The organism is Trichocoleus sp. AS-A1, from assembly GCF_039962015.1.
In the GTDB taxonomy this organism is placed as follows: Bacteria; Cyanobacteriota; Cyanobacteriia; order Cyanobacteriales; family FACHB-T130; genus FACHB-T130.
The window spans coordinates 62,359-88,156 of sequence record NZ_JAMPKG010000005.1; the positions used below are offsets into that span (position 1 = coordinate 62,359).

Genomic DNA, 25,798 nt, shown 5'->3' on the forward strand with positions numbered 1-25,798 from the left:
AGCCGGTTCTCGATTCAAGGGCGACGCGATCGCCTACGCTTAGGAGTACGGTCTTCAGGATAGGAAACATCGTCATTGTCTCCTAACTGACGGCTGACATCCTCAAAAAAGTCTCGCCGCAGATAAGGATAGTCACTCACCCAGAGATTCTGACTGGGAATATAAATGTCTGTCACCTTGGCAATCCGACCCAAGTCTTTTTGATTGGACAGCACGACCATCTCAGCAACTTGACCGGGTTTAACTGCTTTATGGATGCGGCGAAGCGGTACTTGCATCTGGGTCGTAAATCCGGTTTCATCCCCAACTTCGATGTTCAACCGACGCTCTCGGTTTTCAACAATCACCAGTTGCCCGCGATTGTTGACGGTTTGCTCTTCGCCAATCAACTCTTCAGAAACAAAGATATCCACGACTTCACCCCGCCAGAATCCACTGTAGGCGTAGCGGCGATAAGAAGCATTCCGGAGACTCGCCCAATAGACGGGTGCCCACAACCAGTAAAGACCCGCAATGATTCCCAGAAAAAAGGTGATCGCGCTCAGATCCTCGCCCAGCAAAAACTTGCCGACGAGTAAAACCACCACCACAGCTACTACAGAAATTAGCAATCGCTTTAAAAAGTCTGGGAACTTGCCCCAGCAGTACGCATACTGCGGGCCAGTGGCAATCTGGGGAATCAAGTCTTCAAATTTCTTGCGCGTTAATGGGACTAACATATTGTTCAAAAGCGAATTGCTAATTGAAGGATGGCTAATTGTTTAAGAGCAATCCTTCGCTCCTTCGATTAGGGATTAGCCACTTATAGTATCTTTTCTAACCCATAGACTAGGGATTTGAGCTGGATAACTTTGCGGATGGCGAGAAGAACACCAGGCATATAGCAAGACCTATCTGAAGTATCGTGGCGTAGGGTATAAATTTGACCCGGTGCCCCAAACATCACTTCTTGGTGAGCGATGAGACCGGGTAAGCGAACGCTGTGGATGCGAATCCCCTCATCGGCTTGGCTACCTCTAGCACCGGGTAGTTTTTCAGTTTCTTTTACCGTCGGTGGATTGTAGGTTTTACCCAGTTCGCCTAACATCTGGGCAGTTTGAAGGGCGGTACCGCTAGGAGCGTCGGCTTTTTGGTTGTGGTGTAACTCGATAATTTCAACGTGGTCAAAGTATTGGGACGCCTGGACAGCTGCCTGCTGTAGTAACACCATGCCAATGGAAAAGTTGGGGATAATCAGGGCACCCGTGCTGGCTTTGTCGGCAAATTCAGCAAGCTCTTGGATTTGCTGCGGGCTAAGTCCAGTTGTGCCAACGACAGGTCGGATGCCGTAAGCGATCGCAGTCCGCACATTTTCATAAACTGAGTCAGGATGAGTAAAATCAACCATAACGCCCTGTTGTTTTTCCTGGGTCGCTAGCACCAGCATCCCTTGTAAGTCACTGACAATGGGAACTTCCAAGGGTTCGCAACCCGCCACTTCTCCAACGTCTTGACCCTGGTATTCCAAAGAGCGATCGATTGCTCCCAGCAAAGTCATATCGTCTGCTTGAGCAACGGCTTTGACGACTTCGCGACCCATTTTTCCAGCCGCACCGTTGACGACAACGGGAATCGGATACTGTTGATTTGCCATGATTTAAGAATACCCTTCTCGACAAGCGCATTCTAGACCAAGAAGGGCTTCCCACGATAACTGAATTGCGCGATCGCTCACAGAAGATATTCTTTGTAATTTCTCTTTCTGTCGCAAACACTGCTCGCTAGAACGGCTGAGGATATACCAGTGGCTTTCTCTAGCTTTAAGTCACAAAACTTATTGAAACTTATTTTCAATAAGCTATACTCCAAAGTAGAACATCTTTCTGTTTAAAAGTTTCAAATTTAGTTTATTCAGCGGTTATAAAACAATGCCATTCCCTAACAATTCGGCTACTTACGATCTGAGAAGTTTTGGCAATAAACCTGATGCCACCTCTGCAAAAATAGAGAACCGATCGGATGAGACTGACGCCGCCTCTGTCGATTCGCCACTCTTCTGTAACCTCGACAAAAACGGGTCAGCAGAGGATTCCACTCTTAATAATCAAAACCTCCCGCTTACGGAGAGTAGCGTCCCGACCTATTTTGAGGATGAAGACCCGGAACGCACGCCAGAACGATGGTGGAAGAGACGGCAATGCCAAGGATTGACCGGATTTTCTTAAATGAGTTCTAGGCAGAGTAGGGGTGTACATCTTGTACATCTGCTGTACACCCCTGGCAAATATTACCAGCCCCAGGTTCCTGGCTCACCCTTGAACGGGCCAACAATATCGCTGGTGATCCAGCCGCCGTAGAAACCTCCAGGTTGCGGCTGCACTTGTTCTCCATCGACCGAACAAACATCCATCATCTGGGGATAGAAAGCGAGATAGTTCTTGATGCTGGCGAAGTTTGGTGCGGGATTGGGATAACCCCAAGCGGCATTCGGTGCCTGTTTGTCACTGACAACGACTGTGTAGTAGAAAGCGCCTCCCTTCCATTCACAAAACGATTCCTGAAGAGTTCGCACTAGATATTCCATTTTGATATCTAGGGGAGGAATGTAGTAGACAGGCGGGTGACTGGTTTCTAGTACGCGCTTTGCCCGCTGAGTATCAACAATTGTGACGCCGTTGAAGACGATCTGGATGTGCTTGGATGATTCCTCAAGACGCGGGGGACGAGGGTAATCCCAGACTGACTCTTGACCGGGTCCGGGTGCAATGCGATCGCGTTTCATGCTGGCTTCTTCTGTTGTAAAATCACACTCGCTATTTTAGATGTGCCGCGCTGTCGCTTTGCTGATTGTTGTAGCTAGCGCTAAGAAACGCGCGAAGCCGTGTATAGGAGCATACAAAAAGAGCGATCGCTCCAAGAGAAATTTTTGCTGAATCTGACTTCTAGTACAGGCACCTGACAAGCTGTGCAAGGAATAATGAAGCTTAGGTAGCCATTCTCAGGGTGCTTACTTTGACAACAAATAGCAGACAAAAGCGGTGGATATACCAATACAGTTTGGGTTAGATACCCAAAAACCCAAAACTCTAGAGGAGATATCCCTAAACACAATACGGTCTGCTTTTCCGGATTGGGAGATCCTGCAACCCTCTGGAAAACATTGCTATGAGCCAATTTCCCTCCTTTGCAAAAGGGTGGAGAAATTTTCCCCTTAGAAACTCTGCTTGGGGCAATCAAATATTTTGCATTGAAAAAATTAACCGAACCATAGTAGGTGGATGTGTTTGATTCCTTAACCCTGAGTATTAGTGTTTTTTTTATCGCTGCTGCGGTGATTGCCGTTGTAGGAACGATGATGGCAAGCACAGCGGATCGTCTAGCCGATGAAACGGGTCTTGGAGAAGCACTGATGGGTGCCTTGTTCCTCGGCGGTAGCACCTCATTAGCAGGCATTGTTACCTCTGTCACCGCCGCTGCCGGAGGTCACGCCGAACTTGCCATCAGTAGTGCTTTAGGAGGGATTGCTGCCCAAACAGCATTTCTTAGCATTGCCGATCTTGCCTATGGGAAAGCCAACCTGACACACGCAGCTGCCTCCGTGCCAAATCTGATGCAGGCAACACTTCTGGTTGCTTTATTAGCAATTCCTCTGATGGCAATGTCTGGGCCAGATGTCAGTTTTTTTGGAATTCATCCCGCCTCGTTCCTTATCCCAGCCGCTTATATCTTTGGCTTGCGTTTGGCGGCAGAGGCTCAAACTACGCCCATGTGGTGGCCTCGGCGGACTGCGGAAACGCAAGTTGACGAACCGGAGGCAGATAATTCCGAGGGTACTAAATTGACTGTGTTGTGGTTAAGGTTCGCTTTGCTGGCGGGGCTGCTTGCCGGTGCCGGTTATTTTGTGGCGGAAGCTGGAATCTCGATCTCTATGCACAGCGGTCTTTCCGAAACGATGGTAGGAGGGCTTTTTACCGCTTTGTCAACTGCCCTACCGGAACTGGTAACAACCATCGCGGCGGTGCAACGAGGGGCGCTGACGCTTGCGGTGAGTGGCGTTATCGGGGGAAATAGCTTCGATGTGATGCTGGTGGCGTTCTCTGACTTTGCTTATCAGCAGGGTTCGATTTATCATGCTTTGGCACAGCCTCAGATTTTTGCGATCGCGTTGACGATCCTGATGACCGTCATTCTAGTTTTGGGCTTGTTACGGCGGGAAACACATGGAATTGGAAATATTAGCTTCGAGAGTTTTTTAATTCTGCTCCTATACTTAAGTGGGTTTTCGCTGCTGTTTTTTGGGAATTGAGCAACTATCACTGAGGTTTGCTTTGTTAAAAAAGAAACAAAAACTTTGAGTTATTCAAAATAATTAATTCAAAATTCAAACGTGATTTATCGCTCTATCTTTAAAGATTTTTACCGATTATCGATTACCCGACTTTCTCCTGTTTGATATCAAGCTGCCAATTTTCGTTTTGTGATTTTATCTAGATGCGGCAAAAAATTGCTTTTTATTTAGAAGACATTGAAACACCAACAGGAAAAGCGTTCAACTTCCTAATTACAGGAATGATTTTGCTGTCTTCAGCAATTTTTGTTATCGAAACCTATCCACTCCCAAATTACGTCCGAATTAATCTTAATACTATAGACTATGCAATTTTCCTACTTTTTGCATGGGAATATTTGCTTCGTTTATGGTGTGCAGACAATAAAGTTCAACATATATTAAGTGTTTATTCAATTATAGATTTAGTAGCAATATTGCCATTTTTATTAGGAGTGGTAGATATCAGCTTTATCCGGATATTTCGATGGTTTAGGATTTTGCGATTTCTTCGATTTATAGAAGGTAAAAGATTATTTGGTCGCACCATCAATGAAGATGGAGAGATTTCAGCTCGAATATTATTTACTTTATTAGCAATCATATTTGTTTATTCCGGCTTGATTTATCAAGTTGAGCATCCAGTAAATCCTCAAGTATTCGCTACTTTTTTGGATGCTGTATATTTCTCTATTGTCACAATGACAACAGTTGGATTTGGCGATGTAACACCAATTTCACAAGGAGGTCGCTTGATGACAGTCTTAATGATTTTGACCGGAATTGCTCTGATTCCTTGGCAATTGGGCGACTTGATCAAGCGATTGGTTAAAACAGCTAATCAGGTAGAAACCCTTTGTCCTACTTGCGGTTTATCATCCCATGATACAGATGCTCGGTTTTGCAAAATTTGCGGAGCAAAGTTGGAAAAACTAACAGGTAGCTAGTAGCGAAGGAAAGCGATCGCATTTGCGGCAGATTGTGCTGTCGTTGCCTAATGGGCGATAGTCCGGTAGAGCGATCGCGCTTTTTGCAAGAACCTTATTCGAGGTTTAAAAATTTCGGTCGTGTCTGCTGGTTGATAGAAAGTTTCCCCTGCAAGGCGTTCCAGTCTTCTTGTTCAATTTGAGAAATAATTTGATCGAGTCCGGTTCGATATTGTTGAAGGCTTCGCAGTAATTCCCCGCGATTGTACCGCGCCATCATCACGCCTAACTCTGGATTGCCTCCGCCGACGCGGCTGGTATCCCGGAAGCCAGAACTCGCCAATTGTTGCGCTAATTCTAGAACCGTTGGATCGGTTTCGTTGATGCAGGCATGAATTAAACTAGCACTCACCATCACTGGCAAGTGAGAAATCCAAGCCACCGCGCGATCGTGATCTTCTGGACGGCACTGATAGATTTTAGCTTTGAGTGATCGCGCGATTTCCTCGACAATATTCACGGCTGCTGGGGGCGTTGTCTTCACCGGCGTTAGCACATAAGCTTTCCCAGCAAATAGCTGAGTCTGAGCGGCTTCCAGACCACTTTCTGCCGTCCCAGCCATTGGGTGCCCCCCCACGAAGTTCGTCCAAATCGGTTCTAGCGCTTCTACTACCGGCTTTTTGACCGAACCCACGTCTGTGATGATGGCGTTGGCAGACAAATGAGGAATCAGCTGCTGTACGGTTGGGGCGATCGCGCTAATGGGCGTACACACAAAAACTACATCGGCAGCTGCCAAGAGTGCCAGATCCACACTCGCATCATCCACAACTCCACGCGCGATCGCATCAACACAGGTTTGCTCTCGACGCGCGATCCCCAAAACCTGATAGCCAGCCGCTCGTAAGTCCAAACCCAGCGAGCCGCCAATTAGCCCCAACCCTACAATCCCAATATTCATGGTTCTGTCTAATACTATTTCACCGTAAAATCGGCACAAATAACTTGCTGGAAATGGCTACTGGCTCAGACGCGAACAGACAAGTCAGCGCTTCGCTATCACCGCAAGTCTTCTACAGTTCAAAATCTCAAATCCAAAATCTAAAATGGTATAAGCTCCTAAATTTCCTCAAAATGAGGAAAACAAGAGCAATTTAGCTGTCTCCCCGAAACAAGGAGGGCTGGAGAGGGGTTCTCTCTGGGACTACTGTACCGATGTTCTAGCATGATGTTCTAGCATACAGTGCCAACTTACCCCACGATCCAATCAGCCGCTTGTTAGGCTTCTGTCAAAATGGCTGGACGACTATTTTCTTAAAGTAAAGCCCTTCCAAACAGATGAGGTAGGGAGCATAATAGATTTCTTCATTCATCCTTCATCACTCTGAGGATGCCCTCACTGAACTTACTTCTAAGATTTACAGAGGGGCACGCTAGATTAGTGCTTGTACAACTTTGTACAACTTTAGATAGATGCCGGGGAAAAATCCCGACTCAACGCAAGCAAAGCCAGGGTTCATCTGCTGCAAACTCACCCAGCCACTCAAAACGACAAATGAACCTCAAGGCTTGCTGGTAGCGCCCTCCTCCTAACCATAAAATGAGAATGCTGGCAAGGTGGCTCGAAATGAATGTCGATGAACTGATAGTAAGATACGCAGCCGGTGCGCGAAACTTCGCGGCAATTGACCTGAGTGAGGCAAACTTGAGTGGCATCAACCTCAGCGGCGCTAATTTGACAGGCGCTAATTTAAGCGTGGCGAATCTCAGCGGTGCCAATCTCGAAGCCGCTAACTTGACTCAAGCCAAACTTAATGTCGCGAGGCTCAGTGGAGCCAATCTTAGCAATGCCATCTTAAACCAAGCAAACTTCAACGTTGCTAACCTGATTCGAGCGGATATGGGGGGGGCGCAGCTCATCCAAGCCGTCTTGATTCGAGCCGAGCTAATTCGCGCCGATCTGAGTGGATGCAATCTCAAATCAGCGAACCTCAGCGGTGCTGATTTGCGTGAAGCCACTCTTAGAGAAGCCAATCTCAGTCGCGCCAGTTTGAATGAAGCCAACCTCCGGGGTGCCTTTTTGACGGGAGCCAACTTGGAGCAGGCAAACTTAAATGGCACCGACTTGAGCCGCACCGACTTGAGCGGTGCCAATTTCCGAGAGACAGAACTAAGACAAGCCAATCTCAGTCGCGCAAATCTCAGCGGAGCGGACTTAAGCGGCGCAAATCTGCGTTGGGCAGACTTAAGCGGTGCAAATCTGCGTTGGGCAGACTTAAGCGGCGCAAAATTAAGCGGAGCTAACTTAATCGGCGCAGACCTTAGCAATGCTAATTTACTCAATGCCAGCTTAGTTCACGCCGATCTTACCCAAGCTCGATTGATTAAAGCCGATTGGATTGGAGCTGACTTGACCGGGGCGATTTTAACCGGGGCAAAACTGTATGCAGTCTCCCGTTTCGGCCTGAAAACCGAAGGAGTGACCTGCGAGTGGGTTGACTTGAGTCCGGATGGCGATCGCACGGAAATTTTTCGTCTTACCACTGAAGAATCAAAAAAGTTCTTCAATGAAACGCTGCCAACCGTCCGAATTATCGTAGATGCACCGTTAGATTTAGAAGCAAATTTAGCACTAGCCACTACTTATCATCACCTCTCTAAGCATTATCCGGGGATCGCTCATCCTCCCAGTTTGGAAGTCAGCGCTCGAAAAACAATTCTCACTTTCAGAATTGATAGCAACGATCAATTATTTCCCTTGGCTTACGTGGCTATTTTTCCCTTCAACGATGCAGTAGCAACTCAGAAAAATATCAGCGCTCTAGTGAACCTACTTCAATCTCAAAATCAATCATCACTAGGGCATAAAGATGCTCAGCGGGTCAAGCAATTAACTGCCTCCCTTAATAAAACAATCGATCAAGTCGGTAGTCTCGATATTTGCAAAATGGTGCCCGAACTGAAAAGAAAATTAAACTTCTTCCAGGCTCCAACCCAGACGGTGCTAAATAATTCTACGGATCAAACCTTGAATGTTTATCATCACCCAGTGTTTGGGAAACGGTTTATGAATCAAAGTCAATCTAATTCCAGGGCTTTGCCAAAAAACAACTTAGTTGAAGCGCAAGGCTCAATTCTCCCTCCTGTGGGTACGTTGGTTGAATTTGTCAAGGAATTTGATTATTTAGAAAAATTACAGCAAAGTTGAACAAAGGGTCAGCAGGCAAAAGGCGAAAAAAAAGAGAAAATATGTAAAGCGATCTTTTTTACTTTTTGCTTTCCTAACTCTAAAGTCTCAAATCTAAAGTGATAGAGGTAGAAGTTCATTCCTCACTACGTGCATTCCTTCGCGAGCAGGAGAATCGTTCTTGGCCTCATCATCTGACAATGGCGAGGCTAGTGGCACGGGCTTTAAGATTAGGGCGTTCTGCCCTGATTCAGACTGGAGTTTCTTCGCACGGTACGGGGAAGTATCGCCTGAGTTACCTAGCACCGGCACTGCTATGGACGAAATCTGTCATCCTGGTGGCTCCAGAATCAGTTCAGCAACGCTTGCTAGAGGTGGAAATTCCTCAGATGCGACAGTGGATGGGGAGGGAAAAAGCCATCCTAACAGGCGATGCATGGCCTGACGCTGACTTTCAGGGACTGCTGTTAATCTCTCCAGAGGTTTGGTTAGCTGACCGCCTCAAAGGGCTAAATCGGATACCCTTTGGCATTCCGACTATTTTTGATGGTGCCGATGACTTGGAAGAGTGGGCACGCGACCAACTGACTGCTAGCTTGCGACCCAGCGATTGGGAAGAGTTGATGCTGGCCTTTCCCCGTAAGGTAAAGGCAATCCGGGATGCGCGGGTACAGCTAACAAAAGCTGTCTTCCAGCATCCAGCCAATCCTTACGAGTGCTATCTGATTTCACCTGCTGAGCAAGACATCTTGAGGCGTCTCTATGCGGTCTTAGAGAATGCGATAGGAGTTGAAGGCAGACAGAATCTTGTCGAAACAAGAACGATCCCGTCTGGAGAGCAGGGGAGTGGGAGAGGGGGAGAATTTCCCGCCTCGCCAAATTTACCCCCGGCTTGGAGAAATTTTTGGCATCGGTTGCAAGCAGAAGACCAACTCATGTGGGCAGAAATTGCTCGGAGTCAGGGTCAATTTTCTTTGTATTGCGGTCCCGTTGAGGTGGCAACTGCTTTAGAAAAAATTTGGCACCACGAGCCGGTGGTATTGATTGGTGCGGCACTGGATTTAGAGACAGAAGCGATCGCCTATCGTCAGCGGGTAGGATTGGGCAACCTAACGTGTCTGAAGTTTTCTCCAGATAGGCAGAACGAACTGATTCAGCTATATCTCCCCGATCGGCTGCCCATGCCAAATACGCCTCAATTTCAGGGAGTTCTGATTCAAGAAGTCCAGATGCTAGTTGAGACAATGGATCGGTCGCTGGGAGAAAATCCCGACATTCAAAGACTAGCGGTGATCTTGGTCGAGGACACGCCTTTAAAAGCCCAGGTGGCGTCTGTGATGGCGGCTGAGTTTGGCTCCCGCGTGCAAGTAGAAAAAACCAGTTTGTCAAACAATGGCATTCTGGTTACGGGATGGGAATTTTGGCGGCATTATCAGGAGGCGTTGCCTGCGCCCCAGTTGCTAGTGATGGCGACATTGCCGATCCCTTCTTTAGAAAATCCCCTGGTAGCAGGCCGGGTTGCTCATTACAAGGAACAGCGGAAAGATTGGTTTCGCTTGTATCTGTTGCCGGTGGCTTTGAGTGAATTGCAGCGAGCGATCGCCCCCGTGCGAGAATGTCGGGGCGTCGTTGCTCTCCTCGATGGTCGCGTAAATAACCGCAGCTACGGCTCTCAAGTGCTGGAAGCACTGAGTCCTTTGGCTCGGATCAACTATTTGGATAGCAACTGGTTTACTAGCGATCGCTAGCTTCTCCCACACCCCTCAGCGATCGTCGCTTTGCCTCAATCTTGTAATTTAATGAATAATTCAGCGGCAACTTCCACGCCAGCGTTATGATAAGCAAATGTCTAAAGGCATCACCAAAAATCATGGGTGAATCCAAGCGTCGGAAAGAAGCACTCAAAGAGAAGTATGGTCAAGATACCTACATCCTTCCTTGGGTGCCGATTACCAAAACTCAGGCACAACAGTTTGTGAAAATCTCCGGTCAGGGGGCTTGGTACGGTATCGGTTTCCTGATCCTTTTTTGGATAACTATCCGCTTCATCGGACCTTCCTTTGGTTGGTGGCAGGTTGTCAACTAGACCTTCCTAAAAATCTGGTTGGGTGAAGTGCTTAGAGACAAAGTATTTGATAGATTTGTCTTGCCGACAGGTAAACCAAAGCTATCAGATTCTTTGTCTCTAACTTTATAAGTAAGCTTCGCCTATAGGACTAGGTTTAATTGATTATTCTTATCCTTAGCGAGCGATCCCCTTAAATGCAGCGATGATTCTGCCCCTGGCAACACTTTACCGCTAAGTCCGTCTTTAGTTAGAAGTAACCTTTAGCACTGCTGTTTAGGATGCAGGAGTATCATTCAAACTGTTATTGTTGATACTTGGCTTTTCTGAATAGTCAAGTTAACCTGGTGCAAATCAGGGAGCCGTCAAGTTCTAAATTTTCCTATGCTCCTCAATTAATTTACCGTCATGCCTGGGGAGCAAAATCTTAAGAAAGTATAAAAGGTTTAAACTAAGGTGTGGTGGTTGGAGGACAACCGTGTTTCTACGACTTGCAGAGCAACACCGTCAATTTGTACAGGATCTAGTGATGAACCTCCAAGCTCTGGCGATTGTGCTAGAGCAGCGGGGCTATCTGGCTTCTTGCTATACCTGCGGAGGCCAAATGAATAGCGCATCATTTATGGTTAGTCTTGGTGACAACCATCTAATTCGCTTTTTAGTATCGGATTATGGGATTACCTGGACAGAAATGCGGGATGACCGTGAATTAATGAAGCTAGAGGGCGCTGAAGCGATTTGTCAGCTACAAGACCTAGCCAATCTAGTTAAATACCAAATCAAACCTTCTGAGTATCGTCCTGCCGTGCCCCAGCGAGGCTAAAGGAGTTAGCGTAGCAAGGTTTCGCCACTCTCTTTAGACAGATTAGCTCCTAGGACTGCTAATCTGAAAAGTGAGAAACCTACGTGCTAACCCCTGGCGATGGATGCCGGAAGAGATGTCTATGACCGCCCTTGATTGTGCATGGCAACACCATTTTATTGAGACCAACAACATTCGCTTACATTGTGTCACCCAAGGAGAAGGAGAGCTAGTTATCCTGTTGCACGGGTTTCCAGAGTTTTGGTATTCCTGGCGGCATCAAATCCCAGCACTGGCTCGCCATTTTAAGGTGGTGGTTCCCGATTTGCGGGGCTACAACGATTCGGATAAGCCTCTCAGTGGTTATGACCTGGATACTCTTAGCGCCGATATTCGGGGTCTGATTGAGAATTTAGGGTATGTCCGGGCACATATTGTTGGTCACGATTGGGGCGGATTGATCGCATGGCATCTAGCGCAGAAATTTCCAGACGTTCTGAATCGTCTGGCTATTTTGAATGCACCGCATCCGTACAGGTTTTGGCAGGAATTGACGGGAAACTTGGATCACCTGCGCCGCAGCTGGTACGTTCTGGCGTTTCAGATTCCTGGTTTGCCAGAGTGGCTGATTCAGCAAAATTTAAAAGATTTTGTAAATAACGTGTTTCGGGGACAGGCGGTTCGCAAAGGCGCGTTTTCTGCCGAGGATGCCCAAGTGTATCAGGCAGCACTGGCAAAGCCTGGGGTTTTGGCGGCGGCAATTAACTACTATCGATCGTCTTTGTCGCCTCAAAATTGGCTGCATCACTGGGGACGATCGCCCGATCCCGTCACTGTGCCTACCTTGATTTTGTGGAGCGAAGAAGACGCCTTTTTGACTCGAAAACTCACCGAAGGCATGGAACGCTTAATCGCTGCTCCTTTCAACCTAAAATTTATTAGTCACTGCGGTCACTGGATGCAGCAAGAAGTTCCCCAAACCGTCAATCGAGAACTCTTAAACTTTTTCCGCTCCCCAATATTAACTGGTGGCAAAAAAAACTTCTAAATCTATTGGTAAAAATCTATCGAAGAAACTGCTGCCAGTGTGGTGAGATTTAAAACTGGCGACTTCGCTCATGTCAACAATCTTTAACAACACGCTTGATAGCGCCAAATTAATTGGCGCTATTGGTTTTGGAAATGTTAATTTAGCAAAAGTTAGAAGAAACTAAGCTGATTGACCGGGATAGCCCAAAAGCCCTATAGTCCCAGTTTCTTCGACTACAGAATTTTAGGCGATCGCGTTGAGACTCATTTTCCAATTTTTCAACAAACTCAGGTCACAAGGCAGTATCAAACCCCCACCTGGCGGTCAAAGAACGAATTGTGATGCGAAACACAGAGCAACCATGACAATTAACAACCCCAGTCGCCGAATTTTGTTGCATCCTGGAAGGGTAGGGGTTGTATCTATTTCGTTCGACAGAGGACAAGGTTATATCCTCGGATTAACTCGATTTATGGCGTAGCGCCACCAGCAAAATGATTGGGTACCGTGAGAGCGATCGCCTCATGCTCAATTATTTCCCAAATCAGCAACGCCCCCTCACTGCACTCAGTATCAGCGAGAACTAAGGATGTTTAACGCTACAGAAATTCTAATTGACTCTTTTGTTCAAAGAATTCGTGAAGGCTACCGACGCACTTACGGCGGCTACAAGCCCGACTACGAAGATATTATTGCCTGGGCGGGGGGTATGGCTCTGGAAAACATTGCCAACAGCGACGCCCTTTATCACAATGTTGAACACTCGATTTTAGTCGCTCTGGTCGGGCAAGAAATCTTGCGCGGTAGACATATCCGCGAGGGCGGGGTGTCCTGTGAAGACTGGTTGCACTTCATTCTCTCCTTGGTTTGCCATGACATTGGCTACGTGAAGGGCGTGTGTCGCCTAGATAGAGACTACGAAAGACTGTATGCGACGGGGCAGGATGCAGAAATGGTTTCCGTGCCTCGTGGATCTTCAGATGCCAGCTTGACACCGTATCACGTCGATCGAGCCAAACTCTTTATTGAAGAGCGCTTTGGCGGTCATAAGCTGATTGATGCGGAATTGATCAAGCGCAATATTGAACTCACTCGTTTTCCAGTCCCAAAAGCAGAGGATCATCAAGATACGGTTAATTATCCAGGCTTGGTTCGGGCATCTGACTTGATTGGTCAGCTGAGCGATCCCCGCTACCTGAAGAAAATTGGTGCCTTGTACTATGAGTTTGAAGAAACTGGCGTCAATCAAGCCTTAGGTTATCGGCATCCTGGAGACTTGCGGCGGAACTATCCCAAATTTTACTGGCATGGGGTATTTCCGTATATTCAAGATGCGCTTCGCTACCTGTCGCTAACTCAGCAGGGTAAGCAAATCATTGCAAACCTCTACTCGAATGTGTTTGTTGTTGAGCACGAAAGTGCCGAAGATGAGCGACGGCAACTGGAAGAACAGTTAGTAGTTGGAGCTTAGAAAGGGAACCAGTGGGGAGTTAGGAGCGAACAATCCAAATAAGCTTGGAAATACTAAATTCTAGCTTATGATTTAATTTAAAACTCCTAACTCATAACTCCTAAGCACTAACTTTATGAACTGGTGGCAAAAGCTTAAAAACAATCCCTTAGCTCGTTTTGGCGCTTTAATCCTGTTAATTTTTTACCTTAGCGTTATTGCAGCTGATTTTGTTGCCCCTTATCGTCCATGTGACTCTTATGACCTGTCTCAAGGACTGTGTGATGTACAGCCAAATACGTCACTTTTGCCACCAACTCAGATTTACTGGCGCAACCGTGAGGGACAATTTATTGGACCGCACGTTTATCCGACGACTCAGGGGCCGACAGATTTAGAGACGGGCGATCGCAAAGTGATTGTAGACTTCCAAAAACCTTCACCTGTTCGCCTGTTTGTCCGGGGACCGAAATACCAACTATTTCAGCTTCGCCTACCGCTGCCACCCAAATTTGATGAGGTGGAAATTCTTAGCGGTATTCCCTTTAATTGGCATCTCTTCGGCACCCTTGGGGAAGGCAAACTGAATTTGTTAGGCACCGATGAACAGGGGCGCGACCAGTTCAGCCGTCTACTGCACGGGGGCAGAATCAGCCTCAGCATTGGTCTAGTGGGAATTGCCATATCTTTCCCCCTAGGTTTGTTGGTTGGAGGGATTTCTGGCTTTTTCGGAGGCACAACTGACAGCATCTTAATGCGCTTTGTGGAAGTGCTGATGACAATTCCCAGCCTTTATCTGTTGGTTGCCCTTGCCGCAGTGCTACCGTCAGGACTAACGAGTGCCCAGCGATTCTTATTAATTGTCCTGATTACCTCATTCGTCGGCTGGGCTGGGTTAGCACGGGTGATTCGGGGACAGGTGCTGTCCATTAAAGAGCGGGAATTTGTGCAAGCAGCACGCGCAATGGGTGCAAAACCGCTGTACATTATCATTCGTCATGTGTTGCCGCAAACTGCTACCTACGTGATTATCTCGGCAACTTTGGCAATCCCTGGTTTTATCGTCGCGGAATCAGTGCTGAGTTTGATTGGGCTAGGAATTCAGCAGCCAGATCCATCTTGGGGGAATATGCTATCGCTAGCTACAAATGCATCAATTTTGGTGTTACAACCTTGGTTGATCTGGCCTCCAGCGCTATTGATTATCCTCACCGTATTAGCATTTAACTTGCTAGGAGATGGGCTGCGGGATGCCCTCGATCCCCGGAGTTTGCGGCGGTAATTTTAAAAGTTTTTTGCGAATTTGTGTGACATATTTAGCAGAGTCGGTCATATTTGTGAACGACTCTGCTAAATTTTTTGTTGAGTTTGTTTCCGAGCTATTCATATAGCTCGGAAACGTGTGATCTGATAGGAGTTGGAAGCAAATGATATTGAAAATTATATTCAAAAAAATTATTTGTTCAAGTTTGAAATACGGGTTATTTAGGTGGATTTTAGTCAGTGGCTTTGTCTCTCAAACTGCTTATTCTGCGGATGTAGATAAAACTCCTCAAGGTAGCAAAGAAATTAGTACGTTTCTAAAGACAGATTCAGATTTACCAAATTTGGATAATCAGCCTGATAACAACACGACTTTGCAACAGGTGGAGGAACTAGAGGAGGAAAATGCAGAAGAGTCAGACGCTGCTGAAGCTTCGATGGAGCAAGTGACCAATGTTTCTCAGATGACAGACGTGGAACCCACAGATTGGGCATATGAAGCACTGCGATCGCTTATCGAACGCTATGGCTGTATCGCGGGCTATCCGGACAGTACTTATCGTGGTAATCGTGCCCTAACGCGGTATGAATTTGCTGCCGGGTTAAATGCTTGTTTGGAGCAAATTACTAACCTGGTTCCGATAGCAACTGCTGATGGAATCAGACAAGAGGAATTGGCTACCTTACAGCGATTGCAATCAGAATTTGCAATCGAATTGGCCAGTCTTGGGGGTTCCGTGGGTAGCTTGGAAGCTCGCACTGCGGAAATAGAAGCAACCCAATTTTCTACAACCACTAAATTGAGCGGACTGACAATTGTTGGCGTTCAAGGGCGTAGCAACAATCGCGCCGATTTATTTCCTAGAGATGGGAAAAAAGAGACTGATGATCGGGGTACAAATATTAACGTAATTAATTTTAATCAGCTGTATCTAACTACCCAATTTGACGAACGTAGTTACCTGTTAGCAGGTCTCCAAGCGAGTCAAGGAACCACTGCACCTCGACTAACTAACGATGTCCTACTGAGCTATGAATTGTTTAATGATAACGATGCGATTTTGAGCGATCTAAACTACCGTTTCCTCCTCACCGACAAATTTGCTGTTCTCGTGGGGACAGAAGGAGTAAATATGGCTTACGCTTTCCGAGGCCCAAATCGTGTGGAAAGCGCTGCTACAGGTCCAATTTCTGCTTTTGCCCAAAGAAACCCAATTCTGAATATTGGCTTTGGTCGTGGCGGTATCGGTTTTGATTGGCAATTTGCTAAACGTGCCAGTTTGCAGGCGGTTTACTCAACTACTATTCCAGGATTTTTTCATAGCGATGGACAACCTGACGGGCACAATACCGCAGGTGTCCAACTAGCGCTTACCCCAACCGATCCGCTTGATATCACTTTGTATTATGTTAATGACTACTCTCCCAATGGTTCTTTGCTGACTGGGATTGGAGACGACCAGTTGAGTGCTATTAATCCACTGACTGGTAATTCAGCATCCCTGCAAACTAATGCCGTTGGTGCCACGATTAACTGGCGAATTACGCCGCGCATTTCGTTAGGTGGATGGGCTGGTTATACCAATTCCCACATTCCCGGAAGATCGGGAAATGTAGAAACAACTAACTATATGGTGTATCTCAATTTTCCCGATTTATTTGGACAAGGAAATTTGGGAGGAATTTATATTGGACAACCACCAAAAATTGTTAGCAGCGATTTGCCCGTAGGAAATAATATCCCTGACTTTTTCAATACGGGTTTGGGCAGAGAAGGAGGACAACCTGGAACGACCACTCATGTAGAAGCGTTCTATCGTTGGCAGGCAACGGACAACATTAGCATCACGCCAGGGGTAGTCTTTATTTTTGAACCGGGACATACACCCGCTAGCGACCCAATCGCTGTAGGTATATTACGGACTAGCTTCTCCTTCTAGGAAAATTTCCCTATCTACACTTGTCACATTCAGCAAAGTGCAACATCGCAGGAGTTCTTGGATGTCGCTCAGGATGATATTCTGATGCAAAATGCCAGTTTACACCTCATCAAACCTTTATTTAGCTACAAAAACTTTATCCAAATTTACCGTAATTTTACTAAGTCTACTTTTTTTTAATTTAATATTTTTTTATTTTCAGTGTTATCTCGCTTGTAGATAGAAGAGTAGAAGCTATAAATTGACATAAGGTTCGGTTAAGCAATTATATTGGCAACTACAAGAATCTCTAATTGTTATTTCTCGCTTTTTAATCAACCTCAATAGAAATCGTAAATCTTGCTGTATTTGTCTACTGTTGAAAACATTTACGGCAGAAAAACTTATGGGTTGATTTCAAAATTTTTATCTGTAATTGCAGATAGATACAGATTATTTTTGCTTTTGCAAAAGTTAATTATTTATTTGAAGGAGGCTGAGTCAAAGTGGCTAAATATATTTTTTCTTTGCTAGTTTTTATTTTAACTCAAAGCTCTATTTTAATTGCGGCTAATTCTCAAGCCCAAACGGTTATTCCTTTAGAAACTAACATTATTGTTGATACTATCGACTCAAGCTCCTCTGAACAGACCGCAGAGTGGAATACAAGTGTTAAATCTGACGTTGGTAATACTGTCGTCAATTCTACCAATGCTGAGCAAGTTGTTGTTTCTGAAGCTGGAAATAAAGCTACTGATTCTAGCTCCCCTGAAGCGGACAGTAAAGCCACTAATCAACGGATTCCCATGTCAAGCAGAATTTTTGATGTATCTTCTATGCGACAGTAGCGCCAAGGGGTGATACATCTCAATTTTTGAGATAGTGTCGAAATTATTGTAGAGGTCGGCTGTTTGATATCTTTAAGCGATCGCATCCGCTTATTCTACCCAGATGTTTTCTCCTCAACGGGGTGTTGACCATAAAAGGGTAGTGCTTCTGACCAGTGGGGACGCTTCCCCTGTTGCCAATCTAGATAGGCTAGTTCTAGTAGACTCGAAACGGTTGCCCCTAGCCCAGCCCCGGCAGCGATATCAATCAGCTGATAGGGATGCCAACTGTCCAGCGTTTGTTGCCATACTGCCGGTGTCATCACGCTATCTGATAACATCTGAGCGAGTCCGGAACTGGATGGCAATACCTGATAAATGGCGGTAAATAATTGACCCCGTTGAGCTGGCAATTGGACAGCGATCGCATTGCTGAGTGAAGATTCTTCACCGTTTCCGTTGCCTTGCTGTTTACTTTTACCGGCTTCTGACCAAGCCACAGATGCCAGTGTAGAGACGGAAAACAGAGGAATATCCAACTGTTGCGCCAGTGTCCGCGCTGTAACAACACCGATGCGAGTCCCTGTAAAGCTGCCTGGGCCGATTGCCACACAGATAAATTTCAAATCAGCCCACATCTGGGGCTGAATAAACTCAGCCAGATGATGATGTAAATGAGTGGATAAATCGCGCCCTAAATCCCAAGTTTGGCAGCGCGAATCTCCAGAAAAGTTATTGAGTGCTAGACCTAGTTCAGGACTGCTGGTATGTAGTGCTAAGCCGTATTTTGTTGGATCGAGCTTCACGGAATTCATGCCCAGTTCAAGGGATCGATAGCCCAGATAGGGAAACCCAATAAATCGGAGTCCCTACAAGTGCCTAGCCGCGACTTCTTAGTCGTGAAAAGCGTTGATTTGGAGATCGTAAATTGCTTGACCCGTCAAGCAGTGCCAGTGACAGGTAAATAAATCTGGCTTTTGGACGTTAATGCTAGCGATCGCTGGTTCCCCTGGAAACGGCAAAAGTCGGTCAAAAAAAATCCCTTGCTCTTGAAAGCCGAACTGTAATAAATAAACAGCTGGTGGCGCTGATAAAAATTGCAGCAATCGATGCCCCAGTTGGTACAGTGGCTGACGCCAGATATCCGATAGATGCACTGGCTGACGATAACCTTTCAAAGTCGGTTCTAAGCGCCTACTTTCATCATCCTCAACCCTACCAATTACCTCGCCGTAGAGCGGCCCCTTTGCCGTAAGAACGATTGGCAACCAGAAATCACCGACACCCGTCGTCGATCCTAATTGCTCCACCAACTGGCGTAAACCAGTCACATCGCGGCAAGCCTGATAAAGGGATTGGGCTGGAAATTCCAAGCTTTCTGGCAAATTCAGCGTTAAAGGACACCAAAGAATTTCTGCTTGGTTTTGCAAGTCCGCCCAGACTGAGGCAATAAATTGCGTCTCTACAATTTGTATCGTTGTCGGTACTGGGGAATTGAGCGCGCTTTGCTTGAGGGCAGAAACAATTTCGGCTATTGTGGGCGATACCGGAAGTTCATCAGCAGCATCAACCACAATCAGAACTTTACGCATGACCAAAGGTTGGAATCGGGCTATTACGAACACCCGTACGCGGGAAACTGGGCAGATCGAGTCCGGTCGTCGTGCGACGGGTTCTGACAGCTAGACGGTAGCTGACACTTTGCAACTCGGCATGGAGTTGACGGTTTTCCCGTTGCAGCATCGCCACTTTCTCCCGCACGGGTGCCATGCGTTCGGCAAATTTCTGGCGATAAATCTGTGGCAACTCCTGTACCACTTGTTCGAGCATCCGGCTGCGGTCGGTCAATTCCTGTACGGACTGCCGCAATTGATAAATCTCGGTGTCGCGGGTTGTAATTTGTTCCTGGTAGAACGTTACCTGCTGTTCGACCTCTTGCAGTTGTTCTCGCAGCGCTCTCATCTGAGCCATGTGCCGCTCAGAAACTTCCGGTCTGGGCATAAAATTAGCATTGCCCTTAACCAGCCGGAATAGTTCTTGAGACAACTGCTGAACCAGTTGATCTCGCATCTGCAACTCTTCGCGCAGGCGAGTTGCGTCAGATTGAAGCGTTTGTAGGTTTGGCGTGTCTGTCTGGCTCACAATGGCTTACGGCTCCTTTGAGATGATTTTCCTAATGGCAGGCGCGAGGCGATAGCGGATGGCTCATATTGCTTTTGCAGCTAATTTACCATTTGCAACGGCAATTAACACCTGATTGCTACCCTTGTTTGCAATTAAGGGTTGGGTCTATCGTATCCTCAGATTCAGCTAGATTTTCTGCCGGTGCGAACAAATTGTTCAGTTTATACAAACCATTTGTCATCCGGTAGCGAGATTGAAGCGATAGGCGTCTTGTAGTATTTAGGTGGAATCAAGAGGAAGTGGTTAAGATGAGCGCAGCCAGCAGTTCAAACAAGATCAAATTTGGTACCGATGGATGGCGGGGGATTATCGCCGATGACTTTACCTTCGCCAATGTGTGTAAAGTAACGCGGGCGATCGCGAGTTATCTCGAAAACGCCTATTCCAAAGACCGTCCCGTCTTAGTAGCTTACGATACCCGTTTTTTAGCCGACCAATTCGCCCGGACTGCCGCCGAAGTTTTGGCAGACGCTGGGTGGACGGTGAAAATTGTCGATCGAGATTGCCCGACGCCAGTTATTGCTTACAACGCTAAGCTTCTCAACTCTGCTGGGGCACTGATGTTCACCGCCAGTCATAACCCAGCTCCCTATTGCGGCATCAAATACATCCCCGATTACGCTGGTCCGGCTACACCGGAAATTACGGATACAATTGTAGCAAATATTGAAGACGCTACGGATGAGCCGCCGAGTGGCAACAATGCCAACAAGATTTCTACCTTTGATCCCAAGCCAGATTATCTCCAGTTTATTTACACCCTGCTGGATGTAGAGCGAATTAAGAGCGCAGGGCTAAAGGTGAAGTACGACGCCCTCTACTCCACTTCTCGTGGCTACCTGGATACTGTTTTGGAGCGCTGTGGTTGCGATACAGAGGCATTCCACACCTATCGCGATGTTCTCTTTGGCGGTGGAATGCCAGAACCGAAGGGAGAGGAATTGATTGGACTCGTCGAAGCGGTGAAAAAAGACGGGGCAGATTTAGGTTTGGCGACGGATGGAGATAGCGATCGCTTCGGCATTGTTGACGAACAAGGAAACGTGCTGACACCGAACACGGTGCTGCTGCTGCTGGCGCGTCACTTAGTCAAAAACAAAGGCAAAACTGGTGCAATTGTCCGCACCGTTGCCACCACCCACCTGCTGGATAACCTCGCTGCTAAGTACGGCTTGGAAATCTACGAAACAGCAGTAGGCTTTAAATACATCGGCGAGAAAATGCGCGAGACGCAGGTATTGATCGGCGGCGAAGAATCGGGCGGATTGAGCATTATCGGACATATTCCCGAAAAAGACGGTATTTTAGCCGATATGCTGGTGGCAGAAGCGATCGCTTACGAAGGCAAGCCTTTAAGTCAGCTAGTAGAAGAAGTAATCGCAGAAGCCGATGGCCCTCTGTACAACAAACGTCTCGATTTACACTTAAATGACGCCCACAAAGCCGCTGTCATCGATGATTTCACTAAAAATCCCCCAGCAGAAGTGGCAGGAATTAAAGTGAAAGAAGTAGGGCGCAAAGACGGGATTAAACTCTACTTAGAAGAAGGCAGTTGGATACTCCTGCGTCCTTCCGGAACAGAACCGCTAATGCGGGTTTATCTAGAAACGAATACTCCAGAAAAAATGACCCAAATTGCCCAGCAAATGGAACAAACCATTAACCAACTGGAACCCGTCACAGTCTAAACGATCGGTAGGAGCAAGGACATCGCTCTTGCTCCTACTTGGTAGCAGGAACTTACTCAGTTGCCATTATCACCATGAAAGCCCTTACCAACCTGCTTACCTCGCTGATTTTAGCCAGTTCCATCGCAGCGATCGCTCTGTTGTCAATTCAAAACATCACGCCGGTATCGGTGAAATTTCTAACTTTCCAGTCGATCCGGATGCCAGTAGGCGTCGTACTGGCGTTGAGTGCTGGCGCGGGAGCGGTTGGCAGCGCCCTCATGCCTGTTTTTTGGGGAGCGCCTTCCAGTAACCAGTCTCAATCAGAAGATGCCAGTGAGTATGCTGACGAAGACTTTTGATGGTTATTGTCCATTGCAATTAACTATCAGCCTTTGCTACTTACTCTCACTGCGATACTCCCACGGCGGCAGAAACTTGGAGTCACGCCAAATGCCGCGCCGACTCTTTTTCGCCTCAGCTTCTGCTTGCTCAACGATAGCAGCGCTAGGGCAATCTTTTAGATACTGACGATACACCAGTACCAGTCCCTCTTTTGCCAACACTTCCTGAACAAAAGTGCCGTCAGGCAGGCGCACCTCGCTAACTTTACGCCCGTACCTATCAGTATCAGTCACAGTTAAGCGAACGCGATCGCCTCCTTGCTGTACCAATTCTTGCAATCGTTGCTGGGTTTTTATGCCCCACTTGAATTGGTTTTGATCTGCTGCTTTTTTGCTTGCTTTTTCCTTACTGGAATGGGGAACTTCTGGAGCATCCACACAAGCAAAGCGCACGTTGATGTTTTTCCCACTGCGATCCGTCACGGCGAGAGTATCCCCATCGCTGACTCGCTTAACCGGGTAAGTAGGAGAACCAAAAATAGCTTCACATCCCACTAATCCAAGGATGAGAACAACTGCACCAGTCCAGATGAGAGAATTTTGGATGAGTTTGCGAGTGCCGGTCATTATAAATATTTACTACAAAAGAAAAGTCCATCTGGACAGACGTTTCCATTGTCCAATAGTTTCGGACACCTGTTACTGGCTTTTAGCAGTTGGAGTGGTGAAGAAAGATGCGATCGCGCTTCTATCCCACGCTGAGCTTAACCACCAATCGAACAGTCATACAGGAAAGGCTGTCGAAACTACAGTTTTTTACTTCGTCTCCATCCAATTCTGCCCTGCACGCACATCAACCTTAAGAGGAACGCTCAAGGAAACGGCGTTTTCCATCGTTGAGCGAATCTGAGGCTGTAATTCTTCCCATTCCGAGGGAGGAACTTCAAGCACTAATTCATCGTGAACTTGCAATAATAAACGCGCCTGGTAATTCTGCAAAACTTTGTGCAGTTTATCCATTGCAATTTTGATGATATCGGCGCTAGAACCTTGAATTGGAGCATTAGCTGCGGCGCGTAGCGAACCGGCGTCAGCTTGTCCTAAATTACGGAGTTTGTCAAGGTTAATTTCATCGGGATTGCTCCCTTGCAGCTTGCGGAGACTGCCGCCCTCAAAGTTAAAGTAACGGCGGCGTCCTAAAATAGTTTGGACATAACCGTGAGCGATCGCTTCCCGCTTCACTCGCTCCAAATATTCAAAAACCTTACGATAGCGCTCGTTAAACCGATCGATAAATAATCTGCCTTCTGTCGCCTTCACCCCAGCTTCCCGCGCAAATCGCTGCGCTCCCATCCCATAAATCACGCCAAAATTGATAATCTTCCCCAATCGGCGCTCCTCGGATGTGACCGTGTCCTTCTCTAACAACAGCCGAGCGGTGACGCTGTGAATATCCTCATTTTGCTGGTATGCCTCAATCAGCACCGGCTCTTGGCTTAGGTGAGCCAAAATCCGCAACTCAATTTGCGAATAGTCAGCAGCAACGAGTAGCCAGCCAGTTTCTGGCACAAATCCTTTGCGAATCCGGCGACTAAACGCTGTGCGGATGGGAATATTTTGTAAATTGGGATTAGAAGAAGACAATCGCCCTGTTGTCGTACCTGTCTGATTAAAATTCGTATGCACCCGCTGGGTATCTGGACGTATCAGCAACGGTAAAGCGTCCACGTAAGTAGACTTCAGCTTAGAGAGGGTACGGTACTCTAAAATGGCATCAACAAGTGGATGATCGCCTTGCAGTTTTTCCAGCGTTGCGGCATCTGTAGAATAACCCGACTGAATCTTCCGAGACTTTTTGGTGTCCAACTTGAGCTTGTCAAATAAAATTTGGCTTAGTTGTTTCGGTGAACCCAAGCTAAATTTTTCCCCAGCTTCCTGATAAGCTTTTTGCTCAATTCCTGCTAAATCCTTTTCCAGTTCTTGAGAGAGGGTCTGGAGATAGGCTGGATCGATCCGGATGCCCACATATTCCATCTGGGCTAAAACTGGCTCTAAAGGTTGTTCTACTTCCCGTAACAACCGTTCAAGAGCGGGGACTTCCTCTAATTTTTCTCGTAGCTTTAGTACCAACTGGAATGTGGCATAGACTTGCATCCCGCAGTAGTAGGCTACCGTCTGAATATCCATATCGGCAATCGTTTTGCCTTTAGGCACCACATCCGTATAATTACTGATACTTAACTCCAGATGCCGCAAGACTAAGTCGCTGAGGTTGTGGCTGTTTTCTGGATTTAGCACGTAACTAGCAAGCATCGTATCAAACACCACCCCAGCCAAGTTAATTCCCTGACAGCGCAACACCAGCCGGTCAAACTTGGCGTTCTGCAACGATTTGGGATAGTCAACACTTTCGAGAATCGGACGCAACGCTTCTAAGACAGCCGTTTTATCCAGATTTTCGCCAGTTTTGTGACCCGTGGGAATATAAGCAACTTCAGATGGCTCGATGCCCCAGCAGCAGCCAATCCCCACCAGTTGGGCGTCGCGTGGTTCTAGGGCATCCGTTTCCGTATCCCAAGCTACTGGTTTGTCAGGGTCAGTGCAACTTTGCAGCTGCTTTATCAGTTCTGTCAGTTTTTCTGGAGTATCAATAATTTGGGCACTAATCTTACTCGTAGCATTTGTGGCTGCCTTGCTAGCAGCTTCGGTGTCAGCGGCACTGAAAAACCAGTCGCCATCATCAAAACCGATTTCTTCAAGTTCTTCTTTAGATTCAACGGGTTTAGCTTCCTCTGCCACACCGCCAAATGCTTGCTGCAACTGCTTGATTCGACTTAAATAAGTCCTAAACTCTAACTTTTCTAGCAGCGGTTCTAGCTCGGCGTTATCAAATCCCTTCAGCGGGCAGTCTTCTAAACTAACGTCGAGAGGGACATCAAGAACGATCCTTGCCAAGTGCTGGGAACGGTATGCCTCTTCTTTCCCGGCTTCCAGCTTCTGTTTGACCGCTCCTTTAATCTCATCCAACGAGGCATAAATCCCATCCAGGGAGCCGTATTCTGTAAGCAACTTCACGGCTGTTTTGTCGCCAATTCCCTTGACACCGGGGATATTGTCGGAGGCATCGCCACACAAAGCTTTGTAATCGACAACCTGCTCTGGTGTAATGCCCTTTAGTTTCTCTTTAACTTCCTCTGGCCCAAATTCTACTGGCCCTGTATTGCTGCCACGTTGCCAGAAGGTTTGACCAAGATAAAGAACGCTAATTCCCTGTGCAGTGTTAACCAGTTGAAATAAATCTCTGTCACCCGTAACAATCTTCACCCGATACCCGGCAGCACTCGCCTTTTGTGACAGCGTTCCCAAGACATCATCTGCCTCGTACCCTGGTGCCGTCACAATTGGTAGATTGAAGGCATCCAAAAGGTCGTGGAGATTTTTCAGGTCAACAATAAAGTCTTCTGGCGTCTCAGCGCGGTCAGCTTTATAGGTGTCGTCAGCTTCGTGGCGGAAAGTGGGTAAACCGAGGTCGAAAGCGATCGCCATCGCCTGAGGTTGCTGGGATGCTATTACTTCCAGTAACGACTTGAGGAAGCCAAAACAAACACTGGTAGGAATCCCAGTCTTTGTTTTTAAGCCTCCATCCCGCCCTTTAGCAAAGGCAAAGTAGGCGCGGAAGGCTAACGAGTGACCATCCACCAGGATGAAGACAGGCCGCATATCAGATGAGCTAGCAGCGGAGTGAGAGGGGTTGGAGGCAGAGGTAGATTGAGACATAGCCTTATTTTAGCTAGCGCCAGAGAGCAGATATTCTTTACAATGCCTCAG

23 protein-coding genes are annotated in these 25,798 nt (G+C 47.0%); 14 read left to right on the forward strand and 9 right to left on the reverse strand.

Translation table 11 applies throughout. The annotated features are described in order from the left end of the window. Positions 1–14: 14 nt before the first annotated feature. The gene (locus tag NC994_RS05580) at positions 15–719 is read right to left on the reverse strand and encodes a phosphate ABC transporter permease (RefSeq protein ID WP_190413019.1); all 705 of its coding nucleotides are present in this window, start codon (positions 717–719) and stop codon (positions 15–17) included. 83 nt (positions 720–802) lie between these two features. Further along, entirely contained in the window at positions 803–1,633 is an 831-nt protein-coding gene (dapB, locus tag NC994_RS05585) for a 4-hydroxy-tetrahydrodipicolinate reductase (protein WP_190413020.1), read from the reverse strand. A gap of 274 nt (positions 1,634–1,907) precedes the next feature. Between dapB and NC994_RS05590 the strand changes: the two genes are divergently transcribed. Continuing rightward, positions 1,908–2,204, forward strand: a complete 297-nt coding sequence (locus tag NC994_RS05590; RefSeq protein WP_190438537.1) for a hypothetical protein — start codon at positions 1,908–1,910, stop codon at positions 2,202–2,204. Positions 2,205–2,266: 62 nt separating this feature from the next. On the opposite strand, the gene NC994_RS05595 is transcribed toward NC994_RS05590, so the two are convergent. After that, positions 2,267–2,761, reverse strand: a complete 495-nt coding sequence (locus NC994_RS05595) for a DUF427 domain-containing protein (protein ID WP_190438541.1) — start codon at positions 2,759–2,761, stop codon at positions 2,267–2,269. A gap of 498 nt (positions 2,762–3,259) precedes the next feature. Between NC994_RS05595 and NC994_RS05600 the strand changes: the two genes are divergently transcribed. Then, the gene (locus NC994_RS05600; RefSeq protein ID WP_190438545.1) at positions 3,260–4,285 is read left to right on the forward strand and encodes a sodium:calcium antiporter; all 1,026 of its coding nucleotides are present in this window, start codon (positions 3,260–3,262) and stop codon (positions 4,283–4,285) included. A 185-nt stretch (positions 4,286–4,470) separates the two neighbouring features. Beyond that, on the forward strand, positions 4,471–5,253 hold the full coding sequence (locus NC994_RS05605; protein ID WP_190438547.1) for an ion transporter: 783 nt from the start codon (positions 4,471–4,473) through the stop codon (positions 5,251–5,253). 94 nt (positions 5,254–5,347) lie between these two features. On the opposite strand, the gene NC994_RS05610 is transcribed toward NC994_RS05605, so the two are convergent. Beyond that, the gene (locus NC994_RS05610; protein ID WP_190438550.1) at positions 5,348–6,193 is read right to left on the reverse strand and encodes a prephenate/arogenate dehydrogenase; all 846 of its coding nucleotides are present in this window, start codon (positions 6,191–6,193) and stop codon (positions 5,348–5,350) included. A 666-nt stretch (positions 6,194–6,859) separates the two neighbouring features. On the opposite strand from NC994_RS05610, the gene NC994_RS05615 reads away from it, so the two are divergent. From NC994_RS05615 to NC994_RS05655, 9 genes are all read left to right on the forward strand, one after another. After that, positions 6,860–8,440 (forward strand): pentapeptide repeat-containing protein, encoded by a 1,581-nt coding sequence (locus tag NC994_RS05615; RefSeq protein WP_190413705.1) that lies wholly within the window; start codon positions 6,860–6,862, stop codon positions 8,438–8,440. 98 nt (positions 8,441–8,538) lie between these two features. Beyond that, positions 8,539–10,167, forward strand: coding sequence for an ATP-dependent DNA helicase (locus NC994_RS05620; RefSeq protein WP_190438553.1), 1,629 nt, complete (start codon positions 8,539–8,541; stop codon positions 10,165–10,167). A gap of 122 nt (positions 10,168–10,289) precedes the next feature. Beyond that, positions 10,290–10,505 carry a DUF2839 domain-containing protein gene (locus NC994_RS05625; protein ID WP_190413707.1) on the forward strand — a complete coding sequence of 72 codons (216 nt, stop codon included), beginning with the start codon at positions 10,290–10,292 and terminating at the stop codon, positions 10,503–10,505. Positions 10,506–10,962: 457 nt separating this feature from the next. Continuing rightward, entirely contained in the window at positions 10,963–11,307 is a 345-nt protein-coding gene (locus NC994_RS05630) for a DUF1815 family protein (RefSeq protein ID WP_190413027.1), read from the forward strand. A gap of 121 nt (positions 11,308–11,428) precedes the next feature. Then, positions 11,429–12,334 carry an alpha/beta hydrolase gene (locus tag NC994_RS05635; protein WP_206753538.1) on the forward strand — a complete coding sequence of 302 codons (906 nt, stop codon included), beginning with the start codon at positions 11,429–11,431 and terminating at the stop codon, positions 12,332–12,334. Between the two features lie 571 nt (positions 12,335–12,905). Then, entirely contained in the window at positions 12,906–13,787 is an 882-nt protein-coding gene (locus NC994_RS05640; RefSeq protein WP_190413028.1) for an Npun_R2479 family HD domain-containing metalloprotein, read from the forward strand. A 115-nt stretch (positions 13,788–13,902) separates the two neighbouring features. Beyond that, positions 13,903–15,048: an ABC transporter permease gene (locus tag NC994_RS05645; protein WP_190429182.1), complete on the forward strand. Its 1,146-nt coding sequence runs from the start codon at positions 13,903–13,905 to the stop codon at positions 15,046–15,048. A 364-nt stretch (positions 15,049–15,412) separates the two neighbouring features. Then, complete coding sequence (locus NC994_RS05650) at positions 15,413–16,969, forward strand: iron uptake porin (RefSeq protein ID WP_347276952.1); 1,557 nt, start codon at positions 15,413–15,415, stop codon at positions 16,967–16,969. A gap of 485 nt (positions 16,970–17,454) precedes the next feature. After that, positions 17,455–17,796 (forward strand): hypothetical protein, encoded by a 342-nt coding sequence (locus NC994_RS05655; RefSeq protein ID WP_190438559.1) that lies wholly within the window; start codon positions 17,455–17,457, stop codon positions 17,794–17,796. A 95-nt stretch (positions 17,797–17,891) separates the two neighbouring features. Here NC994_RS05655 and tsaB read toward each other — a convergent pair whose 3' ends face one another. The 3 genes from tsaB to NC994_RS05670 all read right to left on the reverse strand — a co-directional run bounded on the left by tsaB (position 17,892) and on the right by NC994_RS05670 (position 19,917). Continuing rightward, positions 17,892–18,590 (reverse strand): tRNA (adenosine(37)-N6)-threonylcarbamoyltransferase complex dimerization subunit type 1 TsaB, encoded by a 699-nt coding sequence (tsaB, locus tag NC994_RS05660; protein WP_190438562.1) that lies wholly within the window; start codon positions 18,588–18,590, stop codon positions 17,892–17,894. A 78-nt stretch (positions 18,591–18,668) separates the two neighbouring features. Further along, positions 18,669–19,367: a hypothetical protein gene (locus NC994_RS05665; RefSeq protein ID WP_190413033.1), complete on the reverse strand. Its 699-nt coding sequence runs from the start codon at positions 19,365–19,367 to the stop codon at positions 18,669–18,671. After that, positions 19,360–19,917, reverse strand: a complete 558-nt coding sequence (locus NC994_RS05670; protein WP_190413034.1) for an Npun_F5560 family protein — start codon at positions 19,915–19,917, stop codon at positions 19,360–19,362. Before NC994_RS05670 ends, NC994_RS05665 begins: the two co-directional genes overlap by 8 nt. A 290-nt stretch (positions 19,918–20,207) precedes the next feature. On the opposite strand from NC994_RS05670, the gene NC994_RS05675 reads away from it, so the two are divergent. Then, the gene (locus NC994_RS05675; RefSeq protein WP_190438565.1) at positions 20,208–21,647 is read left to right on the forward strand and encodes a phosphoglucomutase/phosphomannomutase family protein; all 1,440 of its coding nucleotides are present in this window, start codon (positions 20,208–20,210) and stop codon (positions 21,645–21,647) included. Between the two features lie 74 nt (positions 21,648–21,721). Next, positions 21,722–21,988, forward strand: coding sequence for a LapA family protein (locus tag NC994_RS05680; RefSeq protein ID WP_190438568.1), 267 nt, complete (start codon positions 21,722–21,724; stop codon positions 21,986–21,988). A gap of 36 nt (positions 21,989–22,024) precedes the next feature. On the opposite strand, the gene NC994_RS05685 is transcribed toward NC994_RS05680, so the two are convergent. Both NC994_RS05685 and polA read right to left on the reverse strand, forming a co-directional pair. Continuing rightward, positions 22,025–22,597 carry a thermonuclease family protein gene (locus tag NC994_RS05685; RefSeq protein ID WP_190413037.1) on the reverse strand — a complete coding sequence of 191 codons (573 nt, stop codon included), beginning with the start codon at positions 22,595–22,597 and terminating at the stop codon, positions 22,025–22,027. Positions 22,598–22,786: 189 nt separating this feature from the next. Continuing rightward, a complete protein-coding gene (gene polA / locus NC994_RS05690) occupies positions 22,787–25,747 on the reverse strand; it encodes a DNA polymerase I (RefSeq protein WP_190438572.1) in 2,961 nt (986 codons plus the stop codon). Positions 25,748–25,798: the final 51 nt, after the last annotated feature.